Annotated in this window: 18 protein-coding genes; 13 read left to right on the plus strand and 5 right to left on the minus strand. The window is 56.2% G+C overall.

Annotation, left to right across the window (positions count from 1 at the left end):
• Positions 1–186: 186 nt before the first annotated feature.
• The gene (locus ABGT88_RS13725; protein WP_289540019.1) at positions 187–360 is read right to left on the minus strand and encodes a hypothetical protein; all 174 of its coding nucleotides are present in this window, start codon (positions 358–360) and stop codon (positions 187–189) included.
• 169 nt (positions 361–529) lie between these two features.
• Between ABGT88_RS13725 and ABGT88_RS13730 the strand changes: the two genes are divergently transcribed.
• Together ABGT88_RS13730 and ABGT88_RS13735 are read left to right on the plus strand one after the other, a co-directional pair.
• Positions 530–2,671, plus strand: coding sequence for an alpha amylase C-terminal domain-containing protein (locus ABGT88_RS13730; RefSeq protein ID WP_346702671.1), 2,142 nt, complete (start codon positions 530–532; stop codon positions 2,669–2,671).
• A gap of 294 nt (positions 2,672–2,965) precedes the next feature.
• Positions 2,966–5,215: an inorganic phosphate transporter gene (locus ABGT88_RS13735; RefSeq protein WP_346702673.1), complete on the plus strand. Its 2,250-nt coding sequence runs from the start codon at positions 2,966–2,968 to the stop codon at positions 5,213–5,215.
• 208 nt (positions 5,216–5,423) lie between these two features.
• On the opposite strand, the gene ABGT88_RS13740 is transcribed toward ABGT88_RS13735, so the two are convergent.
• The 4 genes from ABGT88_RS13740 to ABGT88_RS13755 all read right to left on the minus strand — a co-directional run bounded on the left by ABGT88_RS13740 (position 5,424) and on the right by ABGT88_RS13755 (position 9,404).
• Positions 5,424–5,894, minus strand: a complete 471-nt coding sequence (locus ABGT88_RS13740; RefSeq protein ID WP_087409048.1) for a gliding motility lipoprotein GldH — start codon at positions 5,892–5,894, stop codon at positions 5,424–5,426.
• Positions 5,895–5,908: 14 nt separating this feature from the next.
• Entirely contained in the window at positions 5,909–7,333 is a 1,425-nt protein-coding gene (gene ricT / locus ABGT88_RS13745; protein WP_258326750.1) for a regulatory iron-sulfur-containing complex subunit RicT, read from the minus strand.
• 124 nt (positions 7,334–7,457) lie between these two features.
• Complete coding sequence (gene rny, locus ABGT88_RS13750; RefSeq protein WP_087409050.1) at positions 7,458–8,999, minus strand: ribonuclease Y; 1,542 nt, start codon at positions 8,997–8,999, stop codon at positions 7,458–7,460.
• A gap of 96 nt (positions 9,000–9,095) precedes the next feature.
• Positions 9,096–9,404 (minus strand): cell division protein ZapA, encoded by a 309-nt coding sequence (locus ABGT88_RS13755; protein ID WP_087409051.1) that lies wholly within the window; start codon positions 9,402–9,404, stop codon positions 9,096–9,098.
• Positions 9,405–9,988: 584 nt separating this feature from the next.
• Here ABGT88_RS13755 and dinB point away from each other — a divergent pair.
• From dinB to ABGT88_RS13810, 11 genes are all read left to right on the plus strand, one after another.
• Entirely contained in the window at positions 9,989–11,050 is a 1,062-nt protein-coding gene (gene dinB, locus ABGT88_RS13760; RefSeq protein WP_346702677.1) for a DNA polymerase IV, read from the plus strand.
• A 222-nt stretch (positions 11,051–11,272) separates the two neighbouring features.
• A complete protein-coding gene (locus tag ABGT88_RS13765; RefSeq protein WP_087409053.1) occupies positions 11,273–11,923 on the plus strand; it encodes a 50S ribosomal protein L25 in 651 nt (216 codons plus the stop codon).
• 21 nt (positions 11,924–11,944) lie between these two features.
• Positions 11,945–12,508 (plus strand): aminoacyl-tRNA hydrolase, encoded by a 564-nt coding sequence (gene pth, locus ABGT88_RS13770; RefSeq protein ID WP_087409054.1) that lies wholly within the window; start codon positions 11,945–11,947, stop codon positions 12,506–12,508.
• 5 nt (positions 12,509–12,513) lie between these two features.
• Positions 12,514–12,954, plus strand: a complete 441-nt coding sequence (locus ABGT88_RS13775; RefSeq protein ID WP_087409055.1) for an RNA-binding S4 domain-containing protein — start codon at positions 12,514–12,516, stop codon at positions 12,952–12,954.
• Positions 12,955–13,048: 94 nt separating this feature from the next.
• Positions 13,049–13,453: a DUF6769 family protein gene (locus ABGT88_RS13780; protein ID WP_087409056.1), complete on the plus strand. Its 405-nt coding sequence runs from the start codon at positions 13,049–13,051 to the stop codon at positions 13,451–13,453.
• A gap of 125 nt (positions 13,454–13,578) precedes the next feature.
• Positions 13,579–14,769: an efflux RND transporter periplasmic adaptor subunit gene (locus tag ABGT88_RS13785; protein ID WP_300132116.1), complete on the plus strand. Its 1,191-nt coding sequence runs from the start codon at positions 13,579–13,581 to the stop codon at positions 14,767–14,769.
• A 12-nt stretch (positions 14,770–14,781) separates the two neighbouring features.
• Positions 14,782–17,868 carry an efflux RND transporter permease subunit gene (locus ABGT88_RS13790; RefSeq protein WP_346702680.1) on the plus strand — a complete coding sequence of 1,029 codons (3,087 nt, stop codon included), beginning with the start codon at positions 14,782–14,784 and terminating at the stop codon, positions 17,866–17,868.
• Positions 17,865–19,046, plus strand: coding sequence for a TolC family protein (locus ABGT88_RS13795; RefSeq protein WP_346702682.1), 1,182 nt, complete (start codon positions 17,865–17,867; stop codon positions 19,044–19,046). The genes ABGT88_RS13790 and ABGT88_RS13795 overlap by 4 nt, the downstream gene beginning before the upstream one ends.
• Positions 19,047–19,300: 254 nt before the next feature.
• Entirely contained in the window at positions 19,301–19,507 is a 207-nt protein-coding gene (locus ABGT88_RS13800; protein WP_162611679.1) for a DUF6132 family protein, read from the plus strand.
• Positions 19,500–19,970 (plus strand): thioredoxin, encoded by a 471-nt coding sequence (trxA, locus tag ABGT88_RS13805; protein WP_346702684.1) that lies wholly within the window; start codon positions 19,500–19,502, stop codon positions 19,968–19,970. The genes ABGT88_RS13800 and trxA overlap by 8 nt, the downstream gene beginning before the upstream one ends.
• 20 nt (positions 19,971–19,990) lie before the next feature.
• The gene (locus ABGT88_RS13810) at positions 19,991–21,079 is read left to right on the plus strand and encodes a T9SS-dependent choice-of-anchor J family protein (protein WP_346702686.1); all 1,089 of its coding nucleotides are present in this window, start codon (positions 19,991–19,993) and stop codon (positions 21,077–21,079) included.
• The last annotated feature ends 80 nt before the right edge of the window (positions 21,080–21,159 follow it).

Here is a 21,159-nt window from a genome sequence, read left to right on the forward strand (position 1 = left end):
CCATATCCCTTTCTTATGGCGACTATAATATTATATGTGTGGTGCAAAAATAGTGAAAGGTGAGCGGAGAATAAAATATCGAAACTTGTTTCAGATATTTTTTATCCCGAACCGCATCCTATCTTATCCAAAGATAGTGAAAGGTGAGTGCAGAAGCAAACGGGAAAACTTGTTTTTCAAGTTTGACTATGCCGAACCGCATCCTATCTTATCTAAAGATTGTGAAAGGTGAGCGAAGAATAAAATATCGAAACTTGTTTCAGTATTTTTTATCCCGAACCGCATCCTATCTCCCAGGGAAAAATCGGGCAAAAACTTTTTCACATTCCCTTCACAATGTTTCCGCTCCAAAAGTTTCATATATCGGTTTTTTTATTACTTTTGCATGTAGGAATAGGACGAAAGTCGACTGGGATTCAGGTACGGAAATTCCTCTCTGCCAAGCCCGGCAATCGGCCTGTTTCAACCGGCAGGGAGGCGCCATCAATGCGCTCCTGCAGTCATGTCGTTCTTCCTTAAAAACAGCCCTATGAAAACTCTGAAACTGATAAAAAACGATCCTTGGCTGGCCCCTTATAAACAGGCAATCGAAGGCCGTCATAACCGTGCCTTAGAAAAAATGGCCGAACTGACCAACGGCAGCGGCAACCTCTCGGAATTTGCCGACGGATACCTCTACTTCGGCCTTCACAAAGAAAAAGGTCATTGGGTATTCCGCGAATGGGCTCCCAACGCCAACGCCATCTACCTGATTGGTACCTTCTCGGACTGGAAAGAACAACCTCAATACAAACTGCTGGCTATCGGGAACGGCGTGTGGGAAATCAAGCTTCCCCTCAAGACACTGCATCACCTCGACCTCTACAAGCTGTCGGTCCACTGGAACGGCGGGCAGGGCGAACGCATACCCGCCTGGGCTACCCGCGTGGTGCAAGACCCCGAGACCTATATCTTCTCGGCTCAGATCTGGGACCCCAGACAGCCCTTTACCTTCACCAAGACCAACTTCAAACCCAAGACTTCGCCCCTGCTCATCTACGAATGCCACATCGGTATGGCCCAGCAGGAGGAGAAGGTGGGCACCTATAACGAATTTCGCGAGAAGATTCTGCCTCGCATCGATGCCGACGGCTACAACGCCATACAGATTATGGCCATACAGGAGCATCCCTATTACGGCTCGTTCGGCTACCACGTGTCGAGCTTCTTTGCCCCCTCGTCGCGATTCGGTACCCCCGACGACCTGAAGGCCCTCATCGACGACGCTCACCGGCGCGGCATCGCCGTCATCATGGACATCGTGCACTCGCACGCCGTGAAGAACGAGGTCGAGGGTCTGGGCCGCTTCGACGGCTCCTACGACCAATATTTCTACGGCGACAACCGGCGGGAGCACCCGGCGTGGGACTCGCTCTGCTTCGACTACGGCAAGAACGAAGTGATTCACTTCCTGCTCTCCAACTGCAAATACTGGCTCGACGAGTTCCACTTCGACGGGTTCCGCTTCGACGGCGTCACCTCGATGCTCTACTACAACCACGGGCTGGGGCAGGCCTTCTGCTCGTACGACGACTACTACAACGGCGGGCAGGACGACAACGCCATCGTCTACCTCACTCTGGCCAACGAACTCATCCACCAGGTAAACCCGCGCGCCATCACCATTGCCGAAGAGATGAGCGGCATGCCGGGCCTGGCAGCCAAATTCAAGGACGGTGGCATCGGCTTCGACTACCGCATGGCCATGGGTATCCCCGACTTCTGGATAAAGACCATCAAGGAGAAGAAGGACGAGGACTGGAAACCTACCGCCATATTCTGGGAACTGACCAACCGGCGGGCCGACGAAAAGACCATCAACTATGCCGAGAGCCACGACCAGGCTCTCGTGGGCGACAAGACCATCATATTCCGCCTCATCGACGACGTGATGTACTGGCACATGAGCAAGGGCGACACCAACTTTGTCGTAGACCGGGGCATGGCCCTGCACAAGATGATACGGCTCGTTACCCTCTCGACCATCAACGGCGGGTACCTCAACTTCATGGGCAACGAGTTCGGTCACCCCGAGTGGATCGATTTCCCCCGCCAGGGCAACGGCTGGTCCTACAAATATGCCCGCCGCCAGTGGGACCTCGTTGACCGCGAAGACCTCAAGTACCAGTACCTCGGAGCCTTCGACCAGGCCATGATTCATCTGGTAAGCCAGAAGAAGAAGTTCGAGCAGACCCCCATCGTCAAACTGTGCGAAAACGATGGCGACCAGGTGCTCGCCTTCATGCGCGACGACCTGCTCTTCGTCTTCAACTTCCACCCCTGCAAGTCGTTCAACGGCTACGGCATTCTGGCCCCCGCCGGCGAATACACCACCCTGCTCAGCAGCGACGATACCGAATTCGGTGGATATGGACTCGTAGACAAGAGCGTTCCCCACTTTACACGGCGCGACCCGCTCTTCGAGAAAGAGAAGAAGGAGTGGCTGCTGCTCTACCTGCCGGCCCGTTCGGCTCAAATTCTTCGCTGGAAGAGACCCGAAGAGATAGGCAACACCCCCGAAGCGACCGAAAAAAGCTCGACCCGGAAAACCGCCCAAACTGTCCAAAAACCGAAGACGGAAAGAAAAGCGACTGCCCGCTCGACCAAAACCACAAAAGCGAAAAAGCAATAATCGGTAGAACAACCGAACACCATCCAATCGAGGGCTTCCCACACGGGGATGCCCTCGACTTGCATATACCTCACCCGGAAGAACGCTCCACCGCCCCCTCGCTCCCCACAACTCATCACCCCACCCGACCGACCAGGGCTTCTTGCCTCTCTAAGAAAACGGGAAAAGGCTACACCTCACCCCGTTGCACCTTACATTTCGCCGAAACGAAATAAGATAGATATACGTTTGTAACGATTCTGTAACATGAAAATCGTTCCTTTGCGATGCCAAAAAACATGCAAATTGGAGATTATGGAAACATTCTATCTGATTATCGTCATCTTTATTTTCTTCATCGCCGTCTTTGACCTGTCGGTCGGCGTGAGCAACGATGCCGTCAACTTCCTCAACTCGGCCATCGGGTCGAAAGCCGCTTCGTTCAAAATGATTATGGCCATAGCTGCCGTAGGTATTTTTGTGGGAGCCTCCATGTCGAACGGCATGATGGATATTGCCCGACACGGCATATACCAGCCACAGTACTTCTACCTGAACGAAATCATGTGTATATCGCTGGCGGTCATGCTCACCGATGTGGTGCTGCTCGATGTCTTCAACACCATGGGTCTACCCACCTCGACCACGGTTTCGATGGTATTCGAGTTGCTGGGCGGTACCTTTGCGCTGGCCATCATCAAAACGATAAACAGCAACGGACTGCTGCAGATGGGCGACCTCATCAACACCGACAAGGCGCTGCAAGTGATTGTCGCCATATTCGTGTCGGTGGCCATCGCCTTCTTCTTCGGTGTTATCGTACAGTATATTGCCCGACTGATTTTCAAGTTCAACTATCGGCGGCAACTTAAATATTTCGGTGCGCTGTTCGGCGGTTTTGCAGCCACGACGATTATCTATTTCATCCTTTTCAAAGGGTTGAAAGAGTCGACCCTGATGACCGCCGATACCCGGCAATGGATTCACGAAAACACCACGATGCTGCTGGGCTGCTGCTTCGTGGCCACTACGGTGCTGATGCAGATACTCACATGGTGCCGCGTGAATGTGCTGAAAGTGGTTGTGCTGCTGGGTACCTTTGCCCTGGCTCTGGCCTTCGCCGGCAACGACCTGGTGAACTTCATCGGTGTGCCTCTGGCCGGCTTCTCGGCCTACACCGACTATGTGGCCAATGGCGGCGGCGCAGCCCCCGACCAATACCTGATGACCTCGCTGCTCGACTCGGCCAAGACACCGCCGGTATTCCTCATCGGTTCGGGTATCATCATGGTTATCGCCCTGTTCACCTCGAAAAAGGCACAGAACGTCATCAAGACTTCGGTCGACCTCTCGCGTCAGGAGACCGGCGAAGAGAACTTCGGTACCTCGCCTATCGCCCGTAAACTGGTGCGCATGACCACCAACACCTCGTCGTACATCATCAACAGCATACCGCCCAAAGCCCGGGCCTGGCTCAACAGCCGGTTCGACAAGGACGAAGTGATACTCGAGCACGGCGCCGCCTTCGACCTGGTGCGGGCCTCGGTCAACCTGGTGCTGGCCAGTCTGCTCATCGCCCTGGGTACTTCGCTGAAATTGCCCCTCTCGACCACCTACGTTACCTTCATGGTGGCCATGGGTACCTCGCTCGCCGACCGGGCCTGGGGACGCGACAGCGCCGTATACCGCATTACGGGTGTCATCTCGGTAGTGGGCGGATGGTTCATCACGGCTGGTGCAGCCTTCCTCATCTGCTTCATCGTTACGATGATTGTCTACTACGGTGGTTCCATCGCCATCATCCTGCTGAGCGCCCTCGCCGCCTACATGCTTATCCACAGCCAAATCACCTATAACAAGAAACTGAAACAAGAGAAAAAGAGCTCGCTAGCCCAACAGCTGGTGGCCAACAAAGACAAGGAAGAGGCGCTGGTGCTGCTGCGCCAGTTCAGCCGCGAAGAGTTCACCAAAGTGCTGGAGTGGAGCGCCGACCTCTACAACCGGGTAACTACGGGATTTCTGCACGAGAGCTACCGCACCTTGCGTAAGGCCATGGGCGACATCGAGACCGAGCGCCGCTACTTCAAACAGGTGAAACGGTTGGGGACCATAGGCGTATCGCACCTGAACGATCAGGTTGGTCTGGAAAAGGGTCTCTACTACTTCCAGGGCAACGACTTCTCCTACGACATTATCCACGCCATCAAGCGCATGTGTGAGCCGTGTCTGGAGCACACCGACAACAACTTCAACCCGCTTGACAAGAGCCAGAAGGAGAACTTCGGTGCCATTGCTCCCGAGATTGTCGGCTTCCTGGAGAAGAGTCGGGAGCTTGTCGAAGAGAACAACTCAAGCCAGTTCTCCACACTCTACAACCGGGGCAACCAGCTCATCAACCAGCTGGGTGTGCTCAAGCGGGAGGTGATTCGCAACATGCGTGAACAGGAGTCTTACATCAAGGTGGGCATCGTCTACCTCACCGTCATCCAAGAGTCGCAGAACGTGGTGGCCTACACCATCAACCTGCTGAAGATGAACCAAAAATTCCAGGAAGAGAATCAATAATATACAAGTCTCAATTTGCATCTTTTAATTTTTGAGAACTCGGGCCGCCTCTTGCGAGAGCAAAGGGCGGCCTATCCCTTTTTGAATCCGGTTCAAAAAGAGTATGCCGCTACATGCGAGAGAGGTGTGCCTGCCGGAGAACCGGTCGACACACCTCTCTGGTGGTATTTGTACAACCTCGTGGTGACGAGGCTGTTCGAGTTTACAATCAAGGTTTATGCGGGGCAATGCGGATACCTATGTCGGAGATGCCGCGGATGCGGTCGTCGCGCATGGCCTGCTGGATAGTCACTACCTGGTCGCGACCGAAACGGAAACGATTGTCGAGCAACAGCTCCTGCTGGTAGTACGAGCCCCAGCCACCACCCGACCAGCGGCCGAACTCATCGGCCAGTTCGCAGTTGACGGTATCGGTCTTCTGCCGGCCGTCGGCCCCGGTATAGGAAACGAAGAGCCACAGGTTGCGGTAGGCATAGTCGCCATTATGGCGCAGCGTGAGGAAGAGGTCGTAACGCCCCGTCGAGTCGGGCGACTCGGGGGTGAACCGCTGTACATCGCGTTTGAACCAACCGTTCTTGGGCAGCGTATTGAACTCGTTGTAGACATCGTTCTGTCCACACGAAAGCAAGCTCGCCAGCCACAGCGCGGCACATCCTATATACAACCCGTTTCGTTTCATCGTTTGCCTCGGTCTTACTCTTTTTTCTCTTCGCGCTTTTCGGGAGCGGCCGGTTTGGGTGCCGGCCGCTTGGGCGCCCCTTGCTGTTTGGGTGCTCCCTGTTGCTTGGGTGCGGCATTCTCTCCCCCCTCTTTACGGGGTTGCTGGCCGTTGGGCTGCTGAGCGTTGGACTCTTTGCCTCCGCCCCCCTTCTTGCCGTTGCGCGGAGGCTTGTTCTGCCCGCGGTTGCCGCCGTTGTTATTACCGTTGCCCGACTTGTTGCGCGGCTCACCGCCACCCTGCTGACGACGTCCGTTGTTGTTGCCGCCGCCATTGTTGCCGTTGTTTCCGCCGCCGTTGCCTTTTTTCTTCTTCTTGGCCTTGTCGAAGCGGGTAAGGCTGTCCTGTCCTACCACATCTTCGAAGTCGCGGCGTTCGGGAGCACGAGCTCCGGCCTCGGCCTCGAGGGTATCGGGTTTGATGCCCCGCTTGTTGAGGGCGATGATTTCGAACACCCGCTCGGCACTCACGGTCACCAGATTGGCCGCCATCGACTTGTCGGTCGAGTAGGACATCTCGCGTTTGAAAATATCGGTCTTGAAATGGTAGTAGGTGTTGAGTTTCGTCTCGAGCGGAATCTCGCGCGAGGGGAGCCGCTTCTGCGCCTCTACGTAGGCATCGGCCTCGTAATTGAGGCAGCACTTCAGTTTGGCACACTGCCCGGCCAGTTTCTGCGGATTGAGGGCAATGTCCTGATAGCGGGCGGCACTGGTGGCTACCGACACGAAATTGGTCATCCAGCCCGAGCAGCACAACTGACGGCCGCAGGGACCCAGACCGCCAATGCGTCCGGCCTCCTGACGGGCACCGATCTGCTTCATCTCGATACGCACCCTGAAGACCTCGGCCAGCACCTTGATGAGCTGGCGGAAGTCGACCCGTTCGTCGGCGATGTAGTAGAAGATGGCCTTGTTGCCATCGCCCTGATACTCGACGTCGCCGATTTTCATGTCGAGGTGCAGGTCCTCGGCAATCTTGCGGGCCCTGATCATGGTGTCGTGCTCCTTGGCCTTGGCCTCTTCGAACTTCTCGAGGTCGTTGGGCTTGGCCTTGCGGTAGACCCGCTTGAGCTCGGGATTGTCGATCTTGACGTTGTTCTTCTTCATCTGCAGCAACACCAGCCGGCCGGTAAGGGTCACCTCGCCGATGTCGTGCCCCGGCGAAGCCTCGACGGCTACCAGATCGCCCGGCACGAGCCGGATGTGAGTCGTGTTGCGGTAGTACCCTTTGCGGGTATTCTTGAACCGCACCTCGACCAGGTCGGTGTCGTCGTGCGACTCGGGAATGTCGGCCAGCCAGTCGTAGACCTCGAGCTTCGCCCCCTTGCGGCGGCAGTTGGCCGAGGTAAGCTGCGGCTTCTCCGACGGGTTTGTAGTATGATTGTCGTTTGTATGGTCCATGTTGGGTAAATCGTTAACACCGACAAGGCCCCAGACCGTACTCGAAACAGCAGTTCGGGTAACGCCCTACGGCCTCGTCGTTGGTTGATAAATGGGGGAATGGAGCGGTATGGCGTCGCCCGGCTTATTTGGCGAAGCTTACGGCCCGCGTCTCGCGGATGACGGTAATCTTCACCTGTCCGGGATAGGTCATCTCGTCCTGAATACGTTTGGCGATTTCGGTCGACAGATTTTCGGTTTCGGCATCGTCGATCTTGTCGGCACCCACAATCACGCGCAACTCGCGGCCGGCCTGTATGGCGTAGGTCTTCAATACGCCGGGATACGAGAGGGCCAGTTGCTCAAGGTCGTTCAACCGCTTGATGTAGGCCTCGACGATTTCGCGACGGGCGCCGGGACGTGCACCCGAAATGGCATCGCACACCTGTACGATGGGAGCCAGCAGGCTGGTCATTTCGGTCTCGTCGTGGTGAGCGCCGATGGCGTTGCAGATATCGGGTTTCTCCTTGTACTTCTCGGCCAGTTTCATACCCAGCAGGGCGTGCGGCAATTCGGGCTCCTCGTCGGGCACCTTGCCTATATCGTGCAGCAGACCGGCGCGACGGGCTTTCTTGGGATTGAGACCCAGCTCCGAAGCCATGACGGCACAGAGGTTGGCCGTCTCGCGCGAGTGTTGCAGCAGGTTCTGACCGTAAGACGAGCGGTATTTCATCTTGCCCACCAGGCGGATAAGCTCGGGGTGCAGACCGTGTATACCCAGGTCGATGGCGGTACGTTTACCGGTCTCGATTATCTCCTCTTCAATCTGTTTGCGCACCTTGGCTACCACCTCTTCGATACGGGCAGGGTGGATGCGGCCGTCGGTTACCAGCTGGTGCAGGGCCAGACGGGCAATCTCGCGACGCACGGGGTCGAAGGCCGAGAGCACGATGGCCTCGGGGGTATCGTCGACGATAATCTCGACCCCGGTAGCAGCCTCGAGGGCACGGATGTTGCGGCCTTCGCGACCGATGATGCGGCCTTTGATTTCGTCCGATTCGATATGGAATACCGTTACCGAGTTTTCGATAGCGGTTTCGGTGGCTACCCGTTGGATACTTTGTATCACGATGCGCTTGGCCTCTTTGTTGGCGGTCATCTTGGCATCGTCCATGATGTCGTTGATATACGAGGCAGCCTGCGTTTTGGCCTCCTCCTTGAGCGACTCGACGAGACGCTCCTTAGCCTCTTCGGCCGAGATACCCGAGAGGTGCTCCAGACGCTCTACTTCCGACTTGTGGAGTTTCTCGAGCTCCTGTTTCCTCTTCTCTACCAGTTCGAGCTGGCTGTCGAGGTTGGCACGCACGGCCTCGGTCTCGCTTTTCTTGCGTTGCAACTCCTGTTGTTGCTGCGAGAGCTGCATTTCGCGTTGCTTGAGTTTCGACTCGGCCGACTGTATCTTGGCATTGCGGGCATTGGCCTGCTTCTCCATTTCGGCCTTCATGTGGATAAACTTCTCTTTCACCTCGAGCAGTTTGTTTTTCTTGATGACCTCGGCCTCTTTCTCGGCCTCTTCGAGGATGGTCTTGGAGCGAGCCGCCAACAGGTAGCGGTTCACCAGAAATACAACGAGACCGCCTATCACGAGACCGCCTACGCTTGCGGAGATTAGTAGTATGTAATTCATCGTTTCTAAATTATAATTATAAAAAAAGCACTACCAGCCGCCCACCTCCGGAGCTGCTGCAGTGCAGGAATTATCTCTCTTTTCGATACCGCTATTCTATACGGTATGCTCGTTTAATATCTGTTCCGCCTCGACTTCGAGTCTCTTCAAATCGGCCAGCAGGTTCTTGCGATCTTGTACCATCTCGCAGTAGAGTCGAGCTATCTCGACGGCGACCATCGCCATTACCGATTCCGAATCCATCAGTCCGTCTTTGTACTTGTCCCGGTAAAAAGCCCATCGCTTGTTGAACAAGTCGGCGGCATCTCTCCAATATTTTTCGTCCGCACCGTAATCGACCCGCAAGGCTAACGGGTTTTTCAGGTCGGCAATTCTCAGAGTTATCTTTAATTTATCATCGTTCATAGCATCCTATTCGTTCAAGAGTGAGATGCACTTATCGATTTCCCGCACCAACCTGGCAAATCTGGCCTTTGTTTCGGCGACACTCGACCCCTCTTGTGCCGTAATCGATCGCGAGAGTTTCAGATTGTTATACCTCTTCTCCAGCTCGTCGTATCGTTGCTGCAATGCCTGCATATCTTGCCCGCATTGCGCCAAGCGGTCTTTGAGTGACCCGTTCTCCTCTTCGAGAGACTTACATAAATCGCTAATAGCGTGAAACTTAGCGATAAGCGATTCTATTATGTCTTTCGAATTCCCGGCCATTATCTCACCAAATTCTATACAAATATAGATAATTCCCGACAAAAGCGGCAAAAACAGGGGGAATATTTCTTATTTTCTCAAAATTATCACAATTTTTAAGTTTATTTGACAAGCCATCTCTTCTGATATTTCTCGCGAAAAATTTTCGGACCCGCGTATCGACTTGCCTCTGCTCTCGCCTTTCACTATTTTTGTAGAAGACAGGAGGCGGCTCGGCTTAGTCAAATTTGAAAACAGAGTTTTCATTTGCCTCTGCTCTCGCCTTTCACTATCTTTGCATTATGCGGAAAATCATACACATCGACATGGATGCCTTCTATGCCTCGGTCGAGCAGCGCGACAACCCGGTCTATCGGGGCAAGCCTATCGCCGTGGGGCATAGCGGCCCGCGGGGCGTAGTGGCTACGGCCAGCTACGAGGCTCGTCCTTATGGCGTGCACTCGGCTCTCTCGTCGGCTCAGGCCCGGAGGCTCTGCCCTCAGCTTATCTTCGTGGAACCGCGGCACGAGGTCTACAAGGCGGTGTCGATGCAGATACGCAGCATCTTTGCCGACTATACCGACCTGATTGAGCCGCTGTCGCTCGACGAAGCTTTTCTCGACGTGTCGCACGAGCGGTCGGCTACGCTGGTAGCCCGCGAAATCAAACGCCGCATTCTGGCCGAGACGCAACTCACGGCATCGGCCGGGGTGTCGGTCAACAAGATGCTGGCCAAAATCGCCTCGGACTACCGCAAGCCCAACGGGCTCTTTACCATCGCTCCTGCTCAAATCGAGGCATTTGTCGCCACCCTGCCCATCGAACGGTTCTTCGGTATCGGCGAAGTGACGGCCCAGAAGATGCACGCGCTGGGTATCCTCACCGGGGCCGACCTGCGGCAGTGGGACCGCGCCTCGCTCATGCGCCAGTTTGGCAAGGCGGGACTTCTCTACTACGGCTATGCCCGCGGCATCGACGACCGCGAGGTGGTGCCCAACCGCATACGCAAATCGATCAGCGCCGAGACCACCTTTATCGAAGATACCGACGACCGCGCCCGGCTGGCTGCCGACCTGGGCGAGGTGTGCGACGAGGTATGGGGACGGCTTCAACGCCACCGCTTCAAGGGGAAAACGGTGGTGCTGAAACTCAAATTCGACAATTTCAAACAGATCACCCGCTCGAAGACGCTACCGACCCCGGTCGACTCGTTGGCCACACTCTACCGCGTGGCGCAGGAGCTGCTCGCGGCCTGCGACTTCGGGGGACACAAAATCAGACTTATCGGCGCAGGCGTAGGCAACTCGCTCGAGGCAGGTCTTGACGGCGTACAACTGCGGCTCCCTTTCGACGACCTGCCTTAACCGCCACCCCGAGACCGTCACCACACCACCGACTGCCCCCGCGCAATGGCCACGATGGCCCACGACAACCGCCGCCACACGGGTGTGTGAATTATTGACTAAGCTATTGTACATTAGAAAATAATATCGTATCTTTGCCCCGCTTTTTGAAAATTCCGTGTGATGGGAAATTAAGGAGCAAGAGAAATCACTTAATTTTGAGTAACACAAAACAACAAAACAATGAAAACATTTCAACTGAATGGTACGGCCCGTACCGATCTGGGCAAGAAAGCTGTAAAAGGCCTGCGTAAACAAAACCTGATTCCTGCCGTTCTCAACGGTGGCGAACTGGTAGACCTGCCTTACACCGGCACCCTGAAACCCTGCGAAAAACTGGTAGAACTCACGGGTGGTAAAAAAGGTATTATCGTTACCGATTTCACTGTAACCAAAGACGCTGTTCGCAAACTGGTTTACACTCCCGATATCTTTGCCGTAGAACTGAACATCGACGGTGAGAAGAAAATGGCCATCTTGAAAGACCTGCAATTCCACCCCGTAACCGACGCTATTCTGCACATGGACTTCCTCGAAGTTACCGACAAGAAACCGGTGGTTATGGAAGTTCCCGTTCAACTCGAAGGTCACTCCGAAGGTGTACGTGCCGGTGGTAAACTGAGCCTCTCGATGAGAAAACTCAAAGTGAAAGCCATCTACACCAACATCCCCGAACGTCTGGTTATCAACATCGACAACCTGGGTCTGGGCAAGACGCTGCAAGTAGGCGAGCTCCACTTCGAGGGTCTGGAACTGATGAACGCCAAGAATGCTGTGGTTTGCGCCGTTAACCTGACGCGTGCCGCTCGTGGTGCTCAAGCTAAACAAGACTAATCAAACACCATCTTTTTGTAGATGAAATATCTGATTGTAGGGCTGGGGAATATCGGTTACGAATACGAGAATACCCGGCATAACATAGGATTCAGAGTATTGGACGCCTTGGCTAAGGCGTCCAATCTCGTTTTTACCGACGGCCGTTACGGAGCTACCTGCGAGCTGCGCATCAAGGGACGTACCCTCGTGCTGCTCAAGCCCTCGACCTATATGAACCTGAGCGGGAACGCCGTGCGCTACTGGTTGCAGAAGGAGAATATCCCCGTAGAAAATTTGCTCGTCGTGGTCGACGATTTGGCTCTCCCCTTCGGCACCTTGCGGCTGAAACCCAAAGGCAGCGATGCCGGTCACAACGGACTGAAGCACATTTGCGAGACACTGGGCACGCAGGTCTATTCGCGGTTGCGGTTCGGCATCGGCAACGACTTTCCGCGTGGCGGGCAGATCGATTTCGTGCTGGGGGCCTTCCCCCCGGAACAAGAGGCACAACTGCCCGAGAAGCTGGAACGGGCCGGCGAAATTATCAAGAGTTTCTGTCTGGCCGGTGTACAGCAGACCATGAACCAGTATAACAACAAGTAGCAACTATGGCAAAAGAAGAGGTACGAATCGACAAGTTCATGTGGGCCACCCGCATCTTCAAAACCCGCACCATCGCTACCGAGGCCTGCAAAAAGGGCCGGGTGATGGTCGACGGCGTAGGGGTGAAGCCCTCGCGCACGGTCAAGGTGGGCGACACGATACAGGTGCGCAAGCCGCCCGTGACCTACTCGTTCAAGATTCTGGCTCTGGCCGAGAACCGCATGGGGGCCAAACTGGTGCCGGGCTATCTCGAGAATGTCACCCCACCCGAGCAATACGAACTGCTCGACATGGTGCGCATCAGCGGCTTTGTCAACCGGCAGAAGGGGCTGGGACGCCCCACGAAACGCGACGGCCGACAGATGGCACAGTTCCTCGAGTCGCAGTATGCCGACGACGGATTCGATTTTGACTTCGATTTCGACGACGACCTGGACGAGGAATAATATTAAATAAATTTAAAACTCGATTGAAACTGCAGGGGTAATATCCCGTTCCCGGGGATTGTGCCTTACCTTTGCCGTTGCAAATCTATCTTTTATGTGGGCTAAGAAGCTGAAAATAGTATGTCTGTTGCTGGCCGGTTGCCTGGGAGTGCTCTCTACGACACTTCCGCATCATCACCACGCCAACGGCATGATATGCCTCGAGTTCAACCTGCTCGGCAGCGACGACTCCCACGCCAAAAGCGCCGAAGAAGAGACCGACGATTGCACCGGCTGCAACTGGTTTGCCTACAAGATACCGGTCGATCTGGCATCGTTGCATCAGCACCTAACCCTTCGGTTTGCCCCGGTCAAGATATTGCTGGGTACCTGGGCCGTATTGGCCGACTGGGTCGTCGACATCCCCGACGAGTCGCCCACGTATGGCATCTATGTCGAACGGCTGCATACGGCCGTCTTTCTCCAGACCCTCGCTCTGAGGGCCCCTCCCGTAGCATAGGTATATAGTTTTGAAATCGTGTTGTCTCGCAGAGCATCATGCACTGCCGAGCCATGCGTACGTGCGGCCACCGACATGGCCGTAACGATTGAAACATCTGTTTATTCAATATTAAAGCAATACCTATGAAACGAAACATATTATTGACAATCACAATCTTATCGTATATTCTGTGGAGCTGCTCGGGCTCGTCGCACACCGATGGCGAAGCCCACGAACACAGCGACCACATCGAAGAGCACGACCATGAGCACAGCGAGCACGAAGGTCACGACCACGAAGCCGAAGGCCATGGCGACGAAATCATCCTGAAAAAAGCCGAGGCCGAAGCCATCGGCCTGACCACCAAAACCATAAAGCCCGAGAAGTTTCACAGCGTGATTCCCTGCTCGGGTACTCTCTCGGCCGCCCAGGGCGACGAGATGACGGTCGTAGCCCCCGTGTCGGGCGTGGTCTCGCTGGCCGGACGGCATATCACCGACGGCAGCCAAGTATCGAAAGGGAGCGTGCTGCTGCGCCTCTCGGCCCAAAAGCTGGCCGCAGGCGACCCGGCACAACGCGCCCATATCGACTACGAGACGGCTCGCAAGGCCTACGACCGGGCCAGCGAACTGGTGAAAGACCAGATTATCTCGCGCCAGGAGTACGAACGGATAGCCAAGGATTACGAGACCGCCCGGCTGGCCTACGAGGCTATCGGCGGAAACGGGACGGGCAGTGCCGTGCAGGCTCCCATGAGCGGCTACCTGAAAAACATTCTGGTGAACGACGGCGACTTCGTGGAGATGGGACAACCGCTGATGACCCTCTCGCAAAACCGCCGGTTGCAGTTGCGGGCCGAGGTGCCGCAACGCTACTACAAGGCACTGCCTACCATCGCATCGGCCCACTTCAAGACCTCGTATGACGACCAGGTATACAGCCTCGACCAACTGAACGGCAAGCTGCTGAGCTACGGCCGCGGCTCCCTGGCCGGCGGTGCCTACGTGCCGGTGGTCTTCGAACTCGACAACCGGGGCGATGTAGTGCCCGGTGCTTGTGTCGAGGTCTACCTGCTCTCTACGCCGGTCGACAATGCCCTGGTGGTGCCCGTCTCGGCCCTCACCGAGGAGCAGGGACTCTACTTCGTCTACCTGCGTCTCGACGAAGAGGGGTATAAGAAGCAAGAGGTCACGCTGGGCGATACCGACGGGGCCAACGTGCGCATCCTCTCGGGTCTGCACGAGGGCGACCGGGTGGTTACCCGCGGTGTCTATCAGGTGAAACTGGCCGCACACAGCGGTGTCATTCCCGAAGGTCATTCCCACAACCACTAATCCGCCGCAGCCATGTTGAACAAGATTATCCGATATTCGCTGAACAATCGGCTGCTCGTGCTGGTTGCTTCGATACTGTTGATGTTTGCAGGCATCTATACGTCGCTCAAGATGGATGTCGACGTATTCCCCGACCTGAACGCCCCTACCGTCGTGGTGATGACCGAGGCTCCGGGCATGGCTCCCGAAGAGGTGGAGCGCCTGGTTACCTTCCCGGTAGAGACGGCCCTCAACGGTGCCACCGACGTGCGTCGGGTGCGCTCGTCGTCGACCACCGGCTTCTCGGTCGTGTGGGTCGAGTTTGACTGGGGTACCGATATTTATCGGGCCCGCCAGATAACCTCCGAAAAACTGGCCGTCGTGGGCGAGAGCCTGCCCCAGGGGGTAGGTACCCCTACGCTGGGCCCGCAGTCGTCCATTCTGGGCGAGATGATGATTATCGGCCTCACGGCCGACTCGACCTCGATGCGCGACTTGCGCACGCTGGCCGACTGGACCATTCGTCCCCGCCTCCTCTCCATCGGTGGGGTGGCACAGGTTACCGTCATCGGCGGCGAGATGAAGGAGTACCAGATTCTGCTCGACCTGCCCCGCATGAAACAATACGGGGTGTCGCTCGACGAGGTGCTGACCGCTGCCCGCCAGATGAACCGCAATGCCAACGGCGGCATCCTCTATGAATATGGCAACGAATACATCATACGCGGTGCCGTGGCTACGACCGATGTCGACGCCATTGCCAAGGGTGTGGTGAAACGCGTCGACGGTGTCCCCATCCTGATGGGCGACATCGCCGAGGTGAAGATTGGCGACAAGGCGCCCAAGCTGGGGTGCGCTTCGGTCGAGGCTCATCCGGCCGTGCTGCTCACCGTCACCAAGCAGCCCAACACCAGCACGCTCGACTTGACCGACAAGCTGCTGGAGTCGGTCGACGAGCTGAAAAAGAACATGCCGGCCGACGTGACCGTATCGACCGACATCTTCCGCCAGTCGCACTTCATCGAGAGCTCTATCGACAACGTGAAGAAGTCGCTCTACGAAGGGGCCTTCTTCGTGGTCATCGTGCTCTTCTTCTTCCTGATGAACGTGCGCACCACCATCATCTCGCTGGTTGCCCTGCCGCTCTCGCTGCTCTTCTCGATATTGGCCCTGCACTTCATGGGCTTCACCATCAACACCATGAGTCTGGGCGGTATGGCCATCTCCATCGGGTCGCTGGTCGACGATGCCATTGTCGACGTGGAAAATGTCTACAAGCACCTGCGCGAAAACCGCAAGCTGCCGCCCGGCGAGCGCAAGCGGGTTATCGACGTGGTGTTCGAGGCTTCGCGCGAGGTGCGTATGCCTATCCTCAACTCGACGCTCATCATTATCGTCACCTTCATCCCCCTCTTCTTCCTCACCGGTATGGAGGGGCGCATGCTGGTACCGCTGGGTATCGCCTTCATCGTGGCGCTGTTTGCCTCGACCATCGTGGCCCTCACCCTCACGCCGGTACTCTGCAGCTACCTGTTGGGTAAGGGTAGCGACGACAAGATGAACCGCGAACCCATCGTGGCCCGCACCCTCAAGAAGTATTACCAGCGGGCCCTCGAGTGGTCGCTGCGCCACCGCCGCGAGGTACTGGGCGGCACCATCGTGCTCTTTGTAGCGGCACTGATTACCTTCTTTACCCTGGGCCGCAGCTTCCTGCCGTCGTTCAATGAAGGGTCGTTCACCATCAACGTGAGCACCCTGCCGGGCATCTCGCTCGAGGAGTCGGACAACATCGGCCGCCGGGCCGAGCAACTGCTGCTCGAGGTGCCCGAAATCAAGACCGTGGCCCGCAAGACGGGACGTGCCGAGCTCGACGAGCACGCGCTGGGTGTGAACACCTCGGAAATCGAAGCCCCCTTCGAACTGAAAGACCGCTCGCATGCCGAGGTGGTAGCCGATGTGCGCAAGAAACTCTCGATTCTGCCCGGTGTCAACATCGAAATCGGGCAGCCCATCTCGCACCGCATCGACGCCATGCTCTCGGGTACACAGGCCCGCATCGCCATCAAGCTCTTCGGCGACGACCTCAACCGCATGTTCATGTTGGGCAACCAGATCAAGAAAAACATCTCGACCATCGACGGCGTGGTAGACCTGAATGTCGAGCAGCAAATCGAACGGCCGCAACTGAAGATTACGCCGCGGCGCGAGATGCTGGCCCGCTACGGGGTAACGCTGTCCGAGTTCTCGGAGTTTATCGACGTGGCCCTGGCCGGCGAGGTAGTCTCGCAGGTCTACGAGGGTAGCCGTACCTTCGACCTCACGGTCAAGGTGAAAGACGACGAACGGGCCACCGCCTCCCGCATCGGCGACCTGATGATCGACACGCAGATGGGCAAAGTGCCGTTGAGCACGCTGGCCGAGATTGAGTCGGCTACCGGTCCCAACACCATCAACCGCGAGAATGTGAAACGTAAAATCGTCATCTCGGCCAACGTGAGCGACCGCGACCTGCGCAGCGTAGTCGACGACATCCGGGAACGCATCGACGAGACCATCACCCTGCCCGAGGGTTACTTCATCGAGTATGGCGGACAGTTCGAGAGCGAAGCCGCCGCCTCGCGCACCCTCTCGATTGTGTCGCTCTTCTCGCTGCTGGTGGTATTCCTGCTGTTGTACAACCAGTTCCGCAGCGCGTCGCAGTCGGCCGTCATCCTGCTCAACCTGCCGCTGGCCCTCATCGGCGGCGTCTTTATCCTGCGCTTCACCACGGGCGAAATCAGTATCCCCGCCATCATCGGCTTCATCTCGCTCTTCGGTATCGCCACCCGCAACGGCATGCTGCTCGTGTCGCACTACAACACCATGCTGGCCGAGGGGCATACGCTGCACGATACCGTATTGCACGGCTCGCTCGACCGGTTGAACCCCATCCTGATGACGGCGCTCACCTCGGCCCTGGCCCTTATCCCGCTGGCTCTGGGCGGCGACCTGCCGGGCAACGAGATACAGAGCCCGATGGCCAAAGTGATTCTGGGCGGATTGATTACTTCGACCTTCCTCAACGCCTTTGTGGTGCCGGTCGTTTATTGGATTATGAACCGTAAAAAAGAAAACCGATGAGAAAAACGCTTTTCCTGCTCTGCGCACTCGCCGTTGCGGGTGCGGGAGCTCAAAATAAGATGGCCGATATTCTGTCGAGTATCGAGACCAACAATCCCCAGCTGAAGGCCGGGGCCCAGATGGTGCTGAGCCAGAAGGCCGAGGTGTCGTCGCAAAACTCGCTCGCCGACCCAACTTTCGAACTGGAGCACCTGTGGGGTGCCCAGAATGCCGGCGACCGCAAATACGACATCACCGTGTCGCAGGCATTCGATTTCCCCTCGCTCTACGTGCAGCGCAACCAGATGGGCAACCTCAAGCGCAGCCTCTACGACGGGCAGCAGGCACTGTTGCGGCAGCAGGTGCTGTTGCAGGCCAAGGAGTTGTGCCTGCGCATCGTCTATCTGAACCGCTGCATTCAGTTGGGCGAGGAGCGGCAGGCGGCTGCCGACCGGCTGGCCGCCCTCTATCGCGAACGACTCGCGACGGGCGATGCCGCCATACTCGACGTGAACAAAATCGAAATCGAACAGCTCAACGTCACCACCGCCAACACGCGGCTGCGCAACGACCGTTCGGCCTGTCTGGCCCAACTGCGGGCGCTGAACGGCGGCGAACCCTTCGAGGGGGGCCTCGAGATGTTGGCCGACTACCCGCAGGCAGCGATGCCCGCCTCGTTCGACGACCTGAAAGCCCAGGCCCTGCAGGCCGACCCCGAGCTGCAGCTGCTGCGCCAGGAGAGCCTCATCGCCGACAAGTCGGTGGCCCTCAACCGGGCCGGGTGGCTGCCCAAGTTTGAGTTGGGCTACCGCCATGCCTATGAGTTGGGCGAGCGGTTCAACGGTCTTTCGGTAGGTATCTCCATTCCCCTCTTTGCCAATCGCAAGAAGGTGAAGATGGCCAAGGCCCAGGCTCTGGCCGGGAGCTTTGCCGTGAACAATCGCGAGCAACAGGCTTTGGCCGAGCTGCAGACCGCCTACGACGAAGCCGTATCGTTGCAACGCGACCACGCCCGCTACGACCTGCTGATGCGCCAGAACAACCTGGGGCTGCTGCAAAAGGCCCTCACGGCCGGACAAATATCGATGGTCGAATATCTGGTAGATGCGACCCAGCTCTACGAGGCGTTTGACAACCGGCTCTCGCTCGAGTATGAATACCAGTTGCGGTTGGCCCGCATGTACAAATTCGAATTGTAAGATTACCGCTAAAACCTTGTAACAGAATCCTTCGCGCCTCACCCGGTGCGGAGGATTTTTTTATTCGACAGTCTCCCAGATACCCTCCCTGCAGATGTCCCGGAATAGCCGAGAGTGTTAAGAGATATTATATCCATAAATATTTTCCATAGGAATATTGTTTATATGGAAAACAATATACATCTTTGCAAAGTAATTTCTAATGGAATATTTTTCTTATGAAAACAAATATAGAGATAAAGGACAAAAAGCAAGTGATGAAGAGCTGGATGAAGCGATACGGATTGTTGGCTCTGGGCTTGATATTGGGAGCCGTAGGCGGATACCTTTACTGGCGGTATGTAGGTTGCGCCAGCGGCACCTGCCCCATCACGGCATCGCCCTGGACCAGCACGGTGTGGGGAGCAGCCATAGGCGGATTATTGATGAGTTCATTTAAAAAAGAGAAAAGTTATGAATAAACGACTGATGATTTGGGCGGTGAGTCTGGTTGCGCTTCTGCTGGCCTCCTGTGAAACCCAAGCGACGAACAATGATAAAAATAATAAAAAGGAGAACAAGATGAAAACGATTGAATTGACCAAAGCCGATTTCTTGAAAAAAGTGATGGATTATGAAACCAATCCCAATGAGTGGAAATACCTGGGCGACAAGCCGGCCATCATCGACTTCTACGCCTCGTGGTGCGGCCCCTGCAAAATGGTAGCACCCATACTCGAGGAACTGGCCGAAGAGTACGACGGACAAATCTATATCTATAAGGTGAATACCGAAGAGGAACAGGAGCTGGCCGGTCTGTTCGGGATACGAAGCATCCCCTCGATACTCTTTATCCCCATGGGCGAGCAGCCGCAGATGGCTACGGGAGCCATGCCCAAAAGTTCGTTCAAGGAGGCTATCGACAAGGTATTGCTGAAGAAATAACCCCATGAAGCCACGTCGACATGCTCGGCAACGACCTGGCTGTGACCAACCTCACCTCGCCGGTCAACGAATATGTATCGTCGCAACAGTCGCAAGACATCTCCTTCTCGATAGTCAACAATTCGGTCAACACGATTACCAATGCCTCGGTCGAAGTTGCCGTCGACGGTACGGTTGTCGAGACCTTCGACATCGAGAGCATCGAACCTCAGGAGACTAAAAACTACGTATGCGAGCAAGCCCTGGCCAGCCTCTCGTCCGGCGGTCACACGCTGACGATTACCATCGAGAACGAGGGCGACGAGAATCTCGAAAACAATACTCTCGAAGTCGAGTTCACCGTAGTGAAGAACCCGGTCATGTACTACGACTTCGAAACGGGAACCGTTCCCGAAGAGCTGACGTTGAGAGCCGAAGACGGTGCCACGGTCAACTCGTCGTTGAACGACATATTCCCCAACAACGAGCCGTGGAACGTGATTGAAATCAACGAGCACCCCACCTTCGGTTCGTGGATGCTTACCGCTGCTTCGTGGTTTACGACGGTTGTTCCGGCCGACCGCTGGTGCATCTTCCCCCAAATCGGGGTTACTTCCGACAATGCCGATATGGTATGGTCGGCCATGTCGGGCGATGCCGGTGAAGATTTTGCCGAGGACTACGAGATTATGGTATCGACCACCGATGCCGAGCCCGAGAGCTTCACCTCGATTCTGACGGTTACCGACGAGAACTTCGCCACCAATCCCAGCACCCGCGGTGTAGACCTGGGCGCCTATAAGGGACAGAACATCTACGTAGCCATCCGTCTGACGACGACCGACGGCTACATGCTCTCGATCGACAACATCGGGTTCTATGGCGATATAGTCAAAGGCGGTTCGTCCGTAGAGTCGGTTGCAGCCGACGGCCGCTTGTGGGTAAGTGCCGGTCAGGTAGTATGCTCGGCCGAGCAGGTAGACCGCATCGTGGTCTTCGATGCCAGCGGACGTCAGGTAGCCGGTTGTGAAAATCAATCGACCCTCGATGTCGACCACTTGTCGAGCGGCGTTTATCTGGTTCGGGCCATGGCCGACGGACAAGTGCTGCAAACCAAGTTTATCAAATAACGCAGAACCTATCGGCGAGGGGGAGTCTCCCGCACGGGGAGATTCCCCCTTCGTTTTGCCCGCAGGCAAAAGCGACTCCC

The organism is Barnesiella sp. An22 (genome assembly GCF_963931395.1).
Lineage (GTDB): Bacteria > Bacteroidota > Bacteroidia > Bacteroidales > Barnesiellaceae > Barnesiella > Barnesiella merdigallinarum.